14 protein-coding genes are annotated in these 14,638 nt (G+C 55.3%); 10 read left to right on the forward strand and 4 right to left on the reverse strand.

Features of this window, described 5'->3' with window-relative positions; genetic code table 11:
* Positions 1 to 87: 87 nt before the first annotated feature.
* From JFC11_RS09210 to JFC11_RS09235, 6 genes are read left to right on the forward strand one after another with little or no spacing between them, the layout of a single operon-like run.
* Complete coding sequence (locus tag JFC11_RS09210; protein ID WP_198349357.1) at positions 88 to 1,137, forward strand: putative 2-aminoethylphosphonate ABC transporter substrate-binding protein; 1,050 nt, start codon at positions 88 to 90, stop codon at positions 1,135 to 1,137.
* 43 nt (positions 1,138 to 1,180) lie between these two features.
* Positions 1,181 to 2,305, forward strand: a complete 1,125-nt coding sequence (locus JFC11_RS09215; RefSeq protein ID WP_198349359.1) for a putative 2-aminoethylphosphonate ABC transporter ATP-binding protein — start codon at positions 1,181 to 1,183, stop codon at positions 2,303 to 2,305.
* Positions 2,302 to 3,996 (forward strand): putative 2-aminoethylphosphonate ABC transporter permease subunit, encoded by a 1,695-nt coding sequence (locus JFC11_RS09220; RefSeq protein ID WP_038478822.1) that lies wholly within the window; start codon positions 2,302 to 2,304, stop codon positions 3,994 to 3,996. The genes JFC11_RS09215 and JFC11_RS09220 overlap by 4 nt, the downstream gene beginning before the upstream one ends.
* Positions 3,997 to 4,049: 53 nt before the next feature.
* On the forward strand, positions 4,050 to 5,186 hold the full coding sequence (locus JFC11_RS09225; RefSeq protein WP_038478820.1) for a 2-aminoethylphosphonate--pyruvate transaminase: 1,137 nt from the start codon (positions 4,050 to 4,052) through the stop codon (positions 5,184 to 5,186).
* Positions 5,186 to 6,004, forward strand: a complete 819-nt coding sequence (gene phnX / locus JFC11_RS09230; protein WP_038478816.1) for a phosphonoacetaldehyde hydrolase — start codon at positions 5,186 to 5,188, stop codon at positions 6,002 to 6,004. The genes JFC11_RS09225 and phnX overlap by 1 nt, the downstream gene beginning before the upstream one ends.
* Positions 6,001 to 6,894, forward strand: coding sequence for an EamA family transporter (locus JFC11_RS09235; protein ID WP_198349368.1), 894 nt, complete (start codon positions 6,001 to 6,003; stop codon positions 6,892 to 6,894). Before phnX ends, JFC11_RS09235 begins: the two co-directional genes overlap by 4 nt.
* 7 nt (positions 6,895 to 6,901) lie before the next feature.
* Here JFC11_RS09235 and JFC11_RS09240 read toward each other — a convergent pair whose 3' ends face one another.
* The 4 genes from JFC11_RS09240 to JFC11_RS09255 form a co-directional block, all read right to left on the reverse strand.
* Positions 6,902 to 7,645, reverse strand: coding sequence for a sulfite exporter TauE/SafE family protein (locus JFC11_RS09240; RefSeq protein ID WP_120386236.1), 744 nt, complete (start codon positions 7,643 to 7,645; stop codon positions 6,902 to 6,904).
* 111 nt (positions 7,646 to 7,756) lie between these two features.
* Positions 7,757 to 8,560 carry a 5-deoxy-glucuronate isomerase gene (iolB, locus tag JFC11_RS09245; protein WP_038478807.1) on the reverse strand — a complete coding sequence of 268 codons (804 nt, stop codon included), beginning with the start codon at positions 8,558 to 8,560 and terminating at the stop codon, positions 7,757 to 7,759.
* A gap of 86 nt (positions 8,561 to 8,646) precedes the next feature.
* A complete protein-coding gene (iolG, locus tag JFC11_RS09250; protein ID WP_038478804.1) occupies positions 8,647 to 9,642 on the reverse strand; it encodes an inositol 2-dehydrogenase in 996 nt (331 codons plus the stop codon).
* Positions 9,643 to 9,679: 37 nt separating this feature from the next.
* Entirely contained in the window at positions 9,680 to 10,549 is an 870-nt protein-coding gene (locus JFC11_RS09255) for a MurR/RpiR family transcriptional regulator (RefSeq protein WP_038478801.1), read from the reverse strand.
* Between the two features lie 239 nt (positions 10,550 to 10,788).
* Between JFC11_RS09255 and JFC11_RS09260 the strand changes: the two genes are divergently transcribed.
* Genes JFC11_RS09260 through JFC11_RS09275 form a run of 4 tightly spaced genes read left to right on the forward strand, consistent with a single transcriptional unit; the run spans position 10,789 to position 14,620 of the window.
* A complete protein-coding gene (locus JFC11_RS09260; RefSeq protein WP_038478799.1) occupies positions 10,789 to 11,739 on the forward strand; it encodes a sugar ABC transporter substrate-binding protein in 951 nt (316 codons plus the stop codon).
* 54 nt (positions 11,740 to 11,793) lie between these two features.
* Positions 11,794 to 12,924 (forward strand): ABC transporter permease, encoded by a 1,131-nt coding sequence (locus JFC11_RS09265; RefSeq protein ID WP_038478796.1) that lies wholly within the window; start codon positions 11,794 to 11,796, stop codon positions 12,922 to 12,924.
* Between the two features lies 1 nt (position 12,925).
* Positions 12,926 to 13,813 carry an ATP-binding cassette domain-containing protein gene (locus tag JFC11_RS09270; RefSeq protein ID WP_038478793.1) on the forward strand — a complete coding sequence of 296 codons (888 nt, stop codon included), beginning with the start codon at positions 12,926 to 12,928 and terminating at the stop codon, positions 13,811 to 13,813.
* A 9-nt stretch (positions 13,814 to 13,822) separates the two neighbouring features.
* Positions 13,823 to 14,620: a TIM barrel protein gene (locus tag JFC11_RS09275; RefSeq protein WP_038478790.1), complete on the forward strand. Its 798-nt coding sequence runs from the start codon at positions 13,823 to 13,825 to the stop codon at positions 14,618 to 14,620.
* Positions 14,621 to 14,638 lie beyond the last annotated feature (18 nt).

Below are 14,638 nucleotides of genomic sequence, written 5' to 3' on the forward strand. Positions count from 1 at the left end.
CTTAAAAAATCGGTCAAACAAGCGTCATCGCACTGTCATTTAACAACGGCAAACTCCTGGTCTATACCAAAACGCTGGGAGCCTACCATGTCGAAACTTCGCCGTTTGTTCCAACCTACTCAGATTGCAACTGCTCTGCTTGCAACGACTGCCGTTGCCTTCACTTCGGTGGCTAGCGCCACTGAGCTAACGGTGTACACCGCCGTTGAGTCAGATGACCTGCAAAAATACGCCGAACGCTTCAATGCCGCCCATCCCAATATCACCATTAACTGGGTGCGAGATTCTACGGGCGTGATTACTGCGCGCTTGCTGGCGGAAAAAGATAATCCCCAGGCAGACGTCATCTGGGGCTTAGCCGCTACTAGTCTGCTGGTACTTGAAGAAGAGGACATGCTGGAACGCTATGCGCCCGCAGGCGTTGAAAACCTTGATCCTAAATTTATTGATGCTGCTTACCGTAATGGTGAAGACCCTGCGTGGGTAGGCATGGATGCCTGGGTCGCGGCCATTTGCTACAACACTATTGAAGGCGAGCGCCAGAGCGTGCCCATGCCGACCTCCTGGGAAGACCTGACCCAGCCTGAGTTTGAGGGGCATGTGATTATGCCTAACCCCAACTCCTCCGGTACCGGCTATCTGGATGTAGCCAGCTGGATGCAGCTGTGGGGCGAAGAGCAGGGCTGGGACTATATGGACCGTCTGCATAACAACATTTCCCGTTACACCCACTCAGGCTCTGCTCCTTGCAGCCTAGCGGCCACCGGTGAAGCAGTGGTTGGCGTGTCGTTTGCCTTCCGTGGTGCACGGTTAAAATCTCAAGGCGCACCGATTGAAGTGATCTTCCCGGAAGAGGGGCTTGGTTGGGATATGGAAGCTGCCGCCATCGTTGCGGGTACCGCCAAACAGGAAGCTGCACAAACGCTGATGGATTGGGCCGTTTCCCGCGAGGCTAACGAACTCTATAACGAAGGCTACGCCGTGGTGGCCTATCCCGGTATGGCACAGCCGATTGAAAACTATCCTGCGGACATTACCGATCGCATGATTGATGCCGACTTCCAGTGGGCCGCAGTTAATCGCGAGCGCGTGCTGGCAGAGTGGCAGCGCCGCTACGACGGTAAAACCGAACAGTAAGTACGAACAGCTGCCCCGGCCAAGGCCGGGGCTTGGAGATGTTATGCAGACCACACTGACATCGCCGCTGACGGCTCACTCGGCGGCGAAACCCCTCTCACCCTCTGCGCACCTAAGCATAGATGGTGTCACCAAGCGTTTCGGTAGCTTTACCGCGCTGGACAACATTGCGCTACAGATTCAGGAAGGCGAGTTTGTATGCTTTTTAGGGCCTTCTGGCTGTGGCAAAACAACCCTGTTGCGCACTATTGCAGGCCTAGCTCAGCAAACAGCAGGTAGCTTAATTCAGCGCGGCAAGGATATTTCCATGCTGCCCCCGCAGGCGCGGGATTTTGGCATCGTGTTCCAATCTTATGCGCTGTTTCCCAATCTGACAGTGTTCGATAACGTTGCCTACGGGTTACGCAACCGTCGCAGTGATCGAGCGATGATTGATGCCCGCGTGGCGGAGTTACTTGCGCTGGTTGACCTTAGCGGTAGCGAGCATAAATATCCTGCCGCACTTTCTGGTGGGCAGCAGCAGCGGGTTGCGTTGGCACGAGCGCTGGCTACTGAGCCTGGCCTGTTGCTGCTGGATGAACCGCTCTCTGCGCTGGATGCGAGGGTGCGCGGTCATCTGCGACATCAGATCAAAGCTCTACAGGCGCGTCTTGGTGTGACCACCATTATGGTGACCCACGATCAAGAAGAAGCACTCACCATGGCTGACCGTATCGTAGTGATGAACCACGGGGTGATCGAACAAGTGGGTACGCCTGCCGAGATCTACCACCAGCCCGCCAGCGCTTTTGTAGCTTCATTTATTGGCACCATGAACTTTCTAGAGGTGACCGCACAGGCGAATAACCACGCGTTGCTAGGCACTATTTCCTGCCCTTGCTTGCCGCACGTCTACCCGCAAGGCCAAGCAGCTCAACTGGCCATTCGCCCCGAGTCAGTCGCGCTTAGTGCCAGCACCACTGGGCTGAGCGGTGATGTCATGGGCATTGAGTTTTTAGGTGCGTTTCAGCGGGTATCGCTGAGTCTTAACAATACCGAACAATGGTTGCTGGCTGATGTTCCCAGCCGCGATAGCGCCACACTAGGATTAAGGCTAGGGCAAACCTTGGGTATCCATCTGCCTGCTGATGCTGCCCGCTTATATCCGGCAGGGAGCAACCAGTCATGAGGGCGAGTATATTTTCAGCGCCTGCAGCAACGCCTTCGCTGGAAGCATTGATACGCCTGATCGTGCTGCTAGCGGCTGTGGCGCTGTTAGTATTCGGCCTGCTGTTTCCGCTATTTGCAATGTTGGTGAAAAGCCTGCAAGACCGTAGCGGCGACTTTATTGGGCTAGCTAACTTTGTGCAGTATTTTCAAACGCCAGCACTGGTCAATTCGATCGCCAATTCATTGCGCGTTGCGTTCACTACGACGGTGGTCGTCGCAGGGCTCGCCTTTTTATGCGCCTACGGTATTACCCGTACCTGCATGCCAGGCAAGCGGCTGTTTCGAATGTTGGCGATTTTGCCCATTCTAGCCCCTTCGTTGCTACCCGCCATAAGCTTGGTTTATCTGTTTGGTAACCAAGGTGTTTTGCGCGATGTGCTGGCAGGTCATTCGATTTATGGGTCGATTGGCATTGTGATGGGCATGAGTTTCTGGATTTTTCCCCATGCGCTAATGCTGCTAACCACTGCGCTGACAAATAGCGATGCACGCCTCTATGAAGCAGCAGAAGCACTGGGCACGCCGAAGTGGCGTACATTTTTGACGATTACGCTGCCCGGGGTGCGTTACGGGCTGATTTCATGCCTGTTCGTGGTCTTTACGCTGGCCATTACCGACTTTGGTGTGCCGAAAATTATTGGCGGCCAATTCAGCGTGCTCGCCACCGATGTGTATCGCCAAGTGGTGGGGCAGCAGAACTTCCAAATGGGCGCGGTGGTTAGCGTTATTCTACTGATGCCCGCAGTGCTATCGTTCATCGTCGACCGCTGGATACAGAAACGCCAAGTGGCTCAGCTTTCGGCTCGGGCAGTACCGTGGCAGCCAACGCCTAGCCCGCTGCGAGACTGGACGTTTGCGCTGCTGTGTTATTCGGTCGCGGGCATTATTCTGCTGGTCATTGGTACCGCGGTGTATGCGTCGCTCATACAGTTTTGGCCCTATAACCTGTCGTTTACGCTGCAGCATTACACCTTTCAAGGCTTAGCCGGCGGTGGCTGGGGGGCGTGGTTTAACTCCCTCAAACTGGCCTTTAGCGTCGCGTTAGTGGGTACACTGGTGATTTTCTTTAATGCGTGGCTGATTGAAAAGAGCGAAGGCTATCGACCGCTGCGCCAAGGCCTGCATTTTATGGCCATGCTCCCCATGGCGGTGCCGGGCATGGTTCTGGGCCTGGCTTATATCTTCTTTTTCAACCAGGCAGGGAATCCCCTTAACTGGCTTTACGGCACCATGGCGATTCTGGTGCTCAACACGCTAGTGCACTTCTATACGGTGTGTCACCTTACCTCTGTCACCGCGCTGAAACAGCTCGATCCGGAGTTTGAAGCCGTGGGGGCCTCGTTAAAAGTACCGTTCTGGACCACGTTTAGCCGCGTGACATTGCCGGTATCGCTACCTGCCGTGCTGGATATTTCTGTCTACCTGTTCGTCAATGCGATGACGACAGTGTCTGCGGTAGTGTTCCTCTATAACAGCGATACGCGGCTTGCTTCAGTGGCGGTGCTGCATCTGGACGAGGCGGGCTATTTTGCTAGCGCCGCGGCCATGGCTGTGCTGATTTTCCTTACCTCGCTGGTGGTTAAACTGCTCCACACTGCGCTTACCCACGTTCTCTTAAACAACGCTCAGCGTTGGCGTCAGGCGGGCTAAACAGCCCACTACGCCAGCGGCTAATATGTGCTTATAATCTGGTATAGACCAAAATGATGAGTCATTCACAAGCGCCTTACCTCTTAACCCCAGGGCCACTAACCACCTCCCAGGCGACCAAAGCAGCCATGTTGCGTGACTGGGGCTCCTGGGATGATGACTTTAACCGTGTGACTGCTGATGTGCGTGCGCAACTGCTTGCCATGGCCGAGGCGACAAGCGACGCCTATGCCTGCGTGCCGATGCAAGGCAGCGGCACTTTCGCCGTTGAAAGTGCGCTGGCCTGCGCAACCGACCCCAACGGCAAGGTGTTGGTGTTAATGAACGGCGCTTACGGCAAGCGGGCTGCTCAACTGCTCGATATGATGGGCCGCCGTTATGTGACGCTGGACAAAGGTGACTACCTACCGCCGCAACCCGAAGAAGTGGCGGCACTGCTACAGCAAGATGCTGACATTAGCGCTGTATTTCTAGTTCACTGCGAAACCAGCTCCGGCATTTTGAACCCGCTGGAAGCCATCGCTGAGGTGGTGCGCGCTCACGGGAAAACGCTGATCGTTGACGCCATGAGCTCGTTTGGAGGCGTACCGATCAGTCTGACAACAACGCCTATTGATGTGCTGATTTCATCAGCCAATAAGTGCATCGAAGGCGTGCCGGGCTTTGGTTTTGTGATCATTCGCCAGACGCTACTTGCTGCTGGTCAGGGGCGAGCCCACTCGCTGAGTCTGGATTTACACGCCCAGTGGGATTACATGGAACGCACTGGCCAGTGGCGCTTTACTCCGCCCACGCATACGGTGGTGGCCTTTCAAGCGGCGCTTGCCCAGCACCGGGAAGAGGGCGGCGTGATGGGGCGCTGCACACGTTATACCCATAACCGTAATGTGCTGGTAAAAGGCATGCGAGCGTTAGGCTTCAGCACGCTTTTAGAAGATGAGTGGCTATCGCCGATTATCACCACTTTTTTGAGCCCTACCGACCCTGCGTTTGAATTTAAGACGTTCTATGCAGCGTTGAAGGCGCGTGGCTTTTTGATCTACCCGGGCAAGTTAACTGACGTCGAAAGTTTTCGCATCGGCTGCATTGGCCAATTGGATGCGGCGGTGATTGAACAGTTACTCAGCGTTATTCAAGACGCCCTAACGAATATGGGTGTTTCTCTCTTCACTGAATCAAGGAGTGCCTGATGCACTATCAATCTCCTCAATGTCTGCAGGCGGTGATTTGTGACTGGGCGGGTACGCTGGTCGATTTTGGCTCCTTCGCCCCGACCCAGATATTTGTCGAAGCCTTTGCCGAACTGGGTGTGGCGATCAGCCTAGAAGAAGCACGCGGCCCGATGGGCATGGGCAAATGGGATCATATCCACACGCTGTGCAATCAGCCTGAGATAGCCGAGCGCTTTCTCCAGGCAGTCGGCCACCTGCCGACTGATACCGATGTGACGGCGCTTTATGAACGCTTTATGCCGCTGCAGATCGCCAAAATTGCCGATCACTCGGCGGTGATTCCTGGGGCGCTTGATACGCTAACTTGGTTGCGAGGGCAGGGGCTGAAAATAGGTTCGTGCTCTGGCTATCCGGCCGTGGTGATGGAAAAGGTGGTGGCGCTAGCCGCCGATAATGGCCTGAAGGTGGATCATGTGGTGGCCACCGATGAGGTGCCCAACGGTCGCCCACACCCCGCCCAGGCGCTGGCCAATGTCATTGCGTTAGGCATCAGTGATGTTGCTGCCTGTATCAAGGTGGACGATACCGCCCCCGGCATCCTTGAAGGGCGCCATGCAGGAATGTGGACGGTCGCACTCACTTGTTCAGGCAACGCCTTGGGGCTGAGTTATGGCCAGTATCAAGCGCTAAGCGATAGCGAACGCCGTGCAGCCCATGAGCGCGTGGCCGCTCAATTTGCTCCATCAAAACCGCACTACAGCATTGCCACTATCGCCGAGCTGCCAAGCGTTGTAGATGCCATTAATGCCCGTTTACAGCGAGGAGAGCGGCCTTGAGTCCAGCCGCACTGGCGTTAGTGCTGTTTTCGGTGTGTATGCATGCTGGGTGGAACGTGTTGGGTAAGCGCAATGCACCATCGCTGGCTTTTTTTGCCTTGGCTTACGGGGCAGGCGGTGCATTGTTGCTGCCGCTAGTGTGGCTTGGGCCATCGTTGGCGGCGCTACCCAACGCATTTTGGGGATGGCTAGCGCTTTCAGGGCTGTGCCAAATGCTCTATATGGGTGGCTTAGCCTGGGCCTATGCGCGTGGGGAAGTTAGCGTTCTCTATCCCATCGCTCGGGCGCTGCCGGTGGTGCTTGTGCCGCTCGTGTCCATTGCGCTGCTCGGCAACCGCGCGCTGGATGTGGCGGATGGCATTGGCATGGCCTTGGTGGTGGCGGGGGCGCTGTGCCTGCCGCTAAGCCATCCAGAGGCGCGTAGGCTATCGACCTACTTAACACCAGCCATGGGGTTTGCACTGTTGGCAGCCGCAGGCACGGTTGGCTATTCGCTGATAGATAAACAGGCATTGGTGTTGATGCAGCTAGCCGGTCATAGCAGCTTGACCGCCGGCGCGGTGTTTATGGCGTTACAAGCAGTGATGACCTTAACCTGGGCGATTCCGCTGCTGATGCTGCTACCCACGGAACGTCGCCGGTTGCCCGCCATCCGCCAGCAAGGCCTAGTGATGCTGGTCGTCACAGGGCTGATGATGACCTGCACTTATGGCCTGGTACTCATGGCCCTGGCACTAACCGACGAAGTGAGTTACGTCGTGGCGCTGCGCCAGCTCTCCATTCCGGTGGGGATATTAATGGGCGTGCTGTGGCTAAAAGAGCCTGCATCGATGGCAAAAGCCGCTGGTACATTGATCATGTTGAGTGGGCTTCTGCTGGTGGCACTGTAAGCACGCGCTAGCCGACCGCTTGCCAGACCAGGTTGATTCCCACCAGGAACATGGCCAGGATCACTAGACGGTAAAATAGCGCTTCGTTGACGCGGCTTTGCAGCCACAGCCCGTTGCGCACGCCGATCCAGGCTACCGGCACCAACAGTAGCGACGCCCAGGCGCTTGTTACGTTGACTTCGCCAAGCCACATATACGGGCCGAGCTTGATGACATTCACCACCGCATAAATGACCGTGCAGGTGGCTATAAAGGTCTCTTTAGAGAGTTTGCGTGGCATCAAATAAATGTTCAGCGGAGGTGCGCCTGCATGGGCAATAAAGCTGGTAAACCCACAAACGCTGGCGGCAGGCAGCGCCCAGCGGGTGGAAATCGGCTTCTTCGCGACAGGCTTCAGCAACATATACACCGCAAACACAACGGAGATTACGCCCAGCACCAATCGCACGCCTTCATCACTTAAACTTCCAAACAGCAGTGTGCCAACTACCACGCCAATGACTAACCCCGGCAAAAACCGCCATACCTCGGCGTTTGCCTGCTTGCCCCACCATGCTTTTAGCGCAAATACATCCATGACTAGCAAGAGGGGTAGTAACAAGCCTGCTGCTTGGGTAGGGCTAATCGCCAGTGCCATGAGTGGCACCGAGAGCGTGCCGAAACCGCCCGCGAAACCACCTTTTGAAACGCCAGTCAGGTAAACAGAAAATACAATCAACACCCAAGCGATGGTGGAGTAATCGGGAAGCATGGCAAGTCCTTGGCAACCAGTCGTTGAAAAGCCTAACGCGAAAAGCCCCGCATTAGCGGGGCTATACAGCATAGCATTGGATAAATGTTAGCAGGCAAATTGTGCCGCCCGTTAGGCTTTCATTAACCACTCATGGTCGGGGTCGTTGTGAAATTTCCACGCCCGCTTGGGCCCCGCCATGACATTTAAATAGTAGAGCGAGTAGCCATGGGAAGCGCCCACAGGATGGTAGCCCTTGGGTACCAACACGCAGCAACCGTTCTCTACCGCCATGGTTTCGTCAAGGCTGCGGTCATCGGTGTAAACGCGCTGAAAGGCGAACCCTTGTTCAGGATTAATGCGGTGGTAGTAGGTCTCTTCCAGGTATGATTCGTGGGGTAAGTTATCCACATCGTGTTTATGTGGCGGGTAGCTCGACCAGTTACCCGCGGGTGTGAATACTTCAACCACCAGTAGGCTATCGGCGGGCTCGGTCTCCGGTAGAATATCGTGAACATGGCGGGTATTAGTGCCCTGGCCACGGGTGCTTTGCTTGATGTTGTCGGGAGCAATCAGTCTTGGGGCGTGATTGCCATGCCCAGGGGCAGCGCACACCGCAAGCTCTAAGTCCGTGGTCGCTTCCACCGCGTAGCTAACATGGTCAGGCAGATAAACCGCGTAGGGAGGGATCTGCTCAAAGATATCCATGCGCTTGCCGATGTCTTCAAAGCGGTGCTCGCCGCAGGTCACTGTGGCCCGCCCGGTGAGCAGCACCAGGCAGACTTCCTGGTCATCGCTGCTGGCCTCCAGGCGCTGGCCCTTGGCGAGTTTATGCACCCGAAAGCCAACGTGCGTCCAGCCAGCCGATTCAGGGGTAACGTCAATCACGGTGCCTTGGGCATCTGGGGCGGTGGGGCGTACCAGTAGTGAAGCCATATATCGCTCCTTCTGATGGCTAGCTGCTCGGTTGGCAGCTAGCCGTTGTCGATATGAAAGGTCTACACAGACCCGTCTGCGTCTGTTTAGACCGAGGCGTCGAGCAGGATTTTGCGACCTTCACGCAATGAAAGCTCCGCTGCATCGGCTAAGCGCAACGCCTCTAGGCCATCTTGGGCACCGGCGAGTGGCGCACGCTTCTCTTGCCAGGCGGCAACAAAGTCGCCAATTTCAAGTTGGTAGGCTTGGGCGTAGCGCTCCAGGAAGAACCACTTGGGTTTGTCTTCCACTTGGCCGGCTTCACCCGTAAAACGCAGTCGGGTGTCGCTCTCGTTCTGGGCCTGCAGCATGCCTTGGCTGCCAAAGGCTTCGATACGCTGATCGTAGCCGTAGCAGGCGCGCCGTGAGTTGCTGATTTGGCACAGCTTTCCACTGGCGGTCGTAAGGGTGACCATGGCGGTATCCACATCACCTGCCTCACCAATCGCTGGGTCAATGATGCTACTACCGACGGCAAAGACACTTTCAATAGGCTCATCAAGCAACCAGCGAGCCATATCAAGATCATGAATCATCATGTCGCGGAACAGACCGCCGGACTCAGCCACATACTCGGCAGGCGGGGGAGAGGGGTCGCGGCTAATAATCGTCAGCGTTTCAAGTGCGCCAATACGCCCTTCGGTAATTGCTTTTTTCAATGCAGCAAACTGTGGGTCGTGGCGGCGGTTAAAGCCTAATGCGCAGGTCACTGGGTGTTCGCTGAGTACTTGCAGAGCATCGCGCGTGCGCGCTAAATCCAGGGCGATAGGTTTTTCGCACAGAACCGCCTTGCCTGCACGGGCGGCACGCTCCAGATACTCCGCATGAGTAGGCGTGCTTGAGGCGATCAGTACGGCATCAATTTCATCATCTGCGAAGATTTCATCCACAGAGGCCGCTCGGCTAGCGTACTGCTCGGCCAGGGCTTCTGCGGCAGGCTGATGAAAATCAGCCACGGCAACCAGCGTAACGTTTGGGTGTGAATAAATGGCCTGGGCATGCACCTTGCCGATGCGTCCAGCGCCGATAAGCGCGAGTTTCATAAGCACTCCTATTTTGTTGTTGCTGTTGGCTTGGTGTTTATGTCTTACGTTTTTTAGTTGAGGCTTTTTCCAGGGCTTTGTCCCGGGATTTGTCTTGTCGCACGCCCAGGGCAATTGCCAAGGCTTGGGTTAAGCAGAGCGATGCAGTCAAGCCGCGAAAGCTTTTTACTTCTGCTTCGTTAACCACGAAGGCAACATCCGCGAAACGCGCCAGTGGGCTAAGGCTTGAATCGGTAATCACCACAATGGGTAGACCGCGCTGATGGGCGTCTTCGCAGGCTTTTTGGCTCTCTTCGGCATAGGGGGAGAAGCTGATGGTCAGTAGGGCGTCGTGTTGGCTCATCGCGCGCAGTTGCTCGCCGTACATCCCCCCCAAACCACTGACCAGCAACGCAGGTTTATCCACATGCGCTAGGGCATAGGTCATGTAGCTGGCGACCATGAAGCTGCGCCGTGCGCCCATCACATGAATCGCCTGGGCCTTTTCAAAAATATCCAGCGCCTTCTCTAGGCTCTCTGGATCAATACGGCTGGGTAGCTGCTCAAGCACGGCGCGGTTGGCGTCAGCGAACTCCCATAATAGTTGGGTGCTATCGGGTGTTTCTCCGGTGGCGCTGCGTACCGCACGAATTCGTTCGGTGTAGTTAGGCAACTCATCGACCAGACGGCTGCGAAACAGCTGCTGCATTTCGGAAAAGCCCTTAAAGCCCAAGCTATTGGCCAAGCGAATTAAGGTGGATGGCGTGACATCCGCCTGTTCGGCAATTTTGGCCACGGTCGCTAAAGCAACTTCCTGAGGGTGATCAAGCATAAAGCGCGCGGTTTGCTGTAAGCGTTTGCTCAGTGTGGCGTACTCGGCGGTGATCAGCGTTTCCAGCTCACGATAGCTCTGTGGTGGTTGTGGCATACAAATTCCTTCGCGTTGGCCCATCTAGCACCCTTTTGCTTATGTACTAGTGGATATGCAGTACTGAGCAAAGTGACTCGTTGTTATGCAGTCTAGTTGATTGGAATAAATATTCCATTTATACCAAAGTATAGAATAAATAATTTGCAATAACTGATGTTTGGAATCTATATTTCATAACGCCAAGGCATTTAATGCCACTTCCCTACCAACAACGATAACGTTATGAGGAATTGTTTATGGCACGTCTATCTCAATGGCTTCTAGCCTCTGCCGCCACCACTGCATTAATTGCAGGTGTCGCCCAAGCACAGGAACCGGAACAAGAAGAGAGCCGTTTCGTCATGGTGACCCATGGCGTTCCCTCTGACCCTTTCTGGTCGGTAGTGAAAAACGGCGCAGAAGCCGCTGCTGAAACCGTCGGGGCTAGCTTGGAGTATCGCGCGCCCTCCACCTTTGATATGGCCAAGATGCAGCAACTTGTAGAAGCAGCAGTGGCATCTGGTCCGGATGGTTTAATCCTCTCTTTTACCGACGAAAATGCCCTGGGTGGCGCTGTCCAAAATGCTGTCGATAACGGCATACCCGTCATCACCATTAACTCCGGTGGTGACGTGGCAAGGGATTATGGTGCCCGGCTGCACATTGGGCAAAGTGAGTATGAGGCAGGTAAGCAGGCTGCTGAGCGCATGCAGGAAATGGGCGTCGAGAAAGGCGTCTGCGTTAACCATGAACAAGGCAACCAAGGACTTGACCAGCGCTGTGATGGTTTTGTCGATGGCTTCGATGGCAATGCTGAGCAGCTAGCGACCACTTACGACCCCACCAATATTCGCAATGCCATTGTCGCTTACCTTAACGAGAACAGTGATGTGCGTGGTGTGCTGACCTTGGGTGCATTGGCCGCTGACCCGATGATTCGGGCCATGCGTGAGCAGGGGGCAACCGATATGTTCACCCTCGGTACTTTTGATCTTTCACCCGGCATTTTGGAAGCCTTGGATGCGGGTGAGCTGGACTTCGCGATCGACCAACAGCAGTACATGCAGGGCTACTTACCTGTCATGTTCCTAGATCAGTTCGTCAAAAATGGTCTGCTGCCCGCAGGGGATGTTGCCACCGGCCCTGGATTTGTTACTCAAGAAAACGCGGCTCAGGTCATTGAGCTGAGTAGTCAGGGCATCCGCTGATAACTACCTAATCGGAAAAGGCTCGGCGGTGTCGAGCCCTGGGAGTCGATTGCTATGAATTCCACTGAAACGAAACCATCGGTTGCGCCAGCAGCGGCTGATCAAGACGAACGTATCCAGAGAGTCTCTTTCTGGAAGAAAGCGCTTAATCGCCCAGAGTTGGGGGCGTTGGCCGGTGCCGTGTTGGTGCTTGCCTTCTTTATCGCTGCTTCCAGCGGCACCGGGATGTTTACCCCAGCGGGTATTATTAATTTTCTTGAAGTCGCCGCTCAGCTCGGCATTATCGCCACGGCGGCTGCGTTGCTGATGATCGGCGGAGAGTTTGATCTTTCGATTGGCTCGATGATTGGCTTGGCCGGCATTCTGATTGCTATCCCTGCGGTGGAGTATGGCTGGCCGCTATGGGCCGCAATTTTATTGGCGTTCGCCTGTGCGGGTCTGGTGGGCTGGATTAACGGTAATCTGGTCAATAAAACAGGCTTGCCGTCATTTATCGTTACCCTGGGCTTCCTGTTCATTCTGCGTGGCCTGGCTATCGGAACCAGTCGGTTGTTGACGGGACGTACTCAGGTGGGAGGAGTGCAGGATCATATCCCCGGAGATTGGTTTGCGGCGCTTTTCTCTGGAGAAGTCGCTACGGGCCTATTTAGCTGGATGGCAGCAAATGGCTGGATGGCGACCAACTTTGCGGGCAACCCCACGGTTACCGGTATTCCCGTCTCGATTGTCTGGTGGCTGGGCTTAACCGCTGTAGCGACTTGGGTGCTGCTGTGCACGCCTTACGGCAACTGGATCTTCGCTAGCGGTGGCGATGCCAATGCGGCGCGCAACTCAGGCGTTCCCGTCCATCGCGTTAAGATTTCACTGTTCATGTTCACGGCTTTCTCCGCCACCATCTTTGCCTGCATACAGGTGATGGATACCGGCTCGGCGGACACCATTCGCGGCCTACTAAAAGAGCTGGAAGCCATCATTGCCGTTGTCATTGGCGGTGCTTTGCTGACCGGTGGCTATGGGTCTGCCATTGGTGCAGCGCTGGGTGCACTGATCTTTGGCATGGTGCAAATGGGCATCTTCTATACCGGCGTTAACACCGACTGGTTCCAGGTTTTCCTCGGCGTGATGTTGCTGGTGGCGGTGCTATTCAACAATTACATGCGCAAAAAGGCGATGGAGGCCAAATAACATGACCACACGTACGCCAATGATTGAAATGCGCAGTGTCAGCAAACACTTCGGCAGCGTTATCGCCTTAAGTGATATCTCAATGCAGGTCTACTCCGGTGAGGTTATGTGCCTGCTAGGGGATAACGGTGCTGGCAAGTCAACGTTGATTAAAACCCTTTCTGGTGTTCACCAGCCCACCCACGGCGAAATGCTTTTGGATGGCAAACCAGCTCGTTTCAAGTCCCCAGCTTATGCATTAGACGCTGGTATCGCGACCGTTTTCCAGGATCTGGCGATGGTGCCGTTGATGTCGATTACCCGTAACTTTTTTATGGGGCGCGAACCGACGGTGGGCTGGGGGCCTTTAAAGCGAATTGATTGGAAATATGCCGACCGGGTTGCCAAAGAGGAAATGTCCAAAATCGGTATTGATGTACGCGATCCAAGTCAGCCGGTGGGTACGCTTTCCGGTGGGGAGCGCCAGTGTGTGGCGATTGCTCGTGCCGTCTACTTTGGTGCCAAAGTGCTGATTCTGGATGAGCCCACGTCCGCGCTTGGGGTCAAGCAGGCGTCTGTTGTACTGCGCTACATCGCTAAAGCCCGCGCCGATGGCCTTGCGGTTATCTTTATTACCCACAATGTCCACCATGCTTACCCAGTGGCGGATGCATTCACCCTATTATCACGCGGCGGTAGTTTGGGCTCCTTCCGCAAAGAAGAAGTCAGTCGCGAAGAAGTGCTCAACATGATGGCGGGTGGCGCTGAGCTTGAAAGCCTGGATGCAGAGCTTGCGGAATTCCAGCGGGAAGATAAAGCCAAGAAGGCCAGCTTAGCCGACCAAGACACTCAACCTGCCGATGCAAGCAGCACTGAACTCTCTTCACCGCGAACGGCGAACGGCTATTAGGGAGCCATGATGAATAAACCTACTCCATCATCGCCGTTCACGCTGGCCGTCTGCGCTGAAATGGTGTTCCGCCACTTGCCCGTGTTGGAGCGTGTTAAACGTATTTCTGAACTGGATTTTCAAGTCGAAATCTGGGACTGGACGAAGCACGACATTGACGCACTGGCCAATAGCGGGGCGACGTTTTCATCCATGACCGGCTATGTCACCGGCACCCTGGCAGATGCCACCGGGGCAGATGAAATGCTACGCACCGCCGCTGAGTCGGTTGAGGTAGCAAAGCGCCTTGGCATTCCGCGCCTTAACCTGCATGGCACCGGGCTAGATAGTAATGGGTTGCCCGTTCAGCCTTGCCAGCAGATGACGGGCGCTATGTGGCTCAAAGCCCGCGACACGCTCAATCGGCTTGCAGATCTTGGCGAGAAGAGTGACGTCACCTTCGTGCTTGAAAACCTCAATACCGACGTTGATCACCCCGGCGTACCGTTTGCTCGCTTGGAAGATGTTCTAGCGCTGGTGGAGAGTGTTGATCGGCCCAACTTGCGCATTATGTTGGACGTTTATCACGCTCAAATTGGCGAAGGTAATCTGATTGAATTGATTCGCCGCTGCGGGCCGTACATTGGTGAAGTGCAGGTAGCCGATGTGCCTGGGCGCTGCGAACCGGGGACTGGCGAGATTAACTACCCGGCCATTGCTCAAGCGCTGAACGACATAGGCTATCGCGGCACGGTGGGGTTAGAAGGTTGGGCCTCTGGCGACGACGAACTAGCACTCAAGCGGTTTCGGGACGCCTTCTCATTTTAGGTAAGCCTCATCGATAGC

This window comes from Vreelandella alkaliphila (genome assembly GCF_016107625.1).
In the GTDB taxonomy this organism is placed as follows: Bacteria; Pseudomonadota; Gammaproteobacteria; order Pseudomonadales; family Halomonadaceae; genus Vreelandella; species Vreelandella alkaliphila.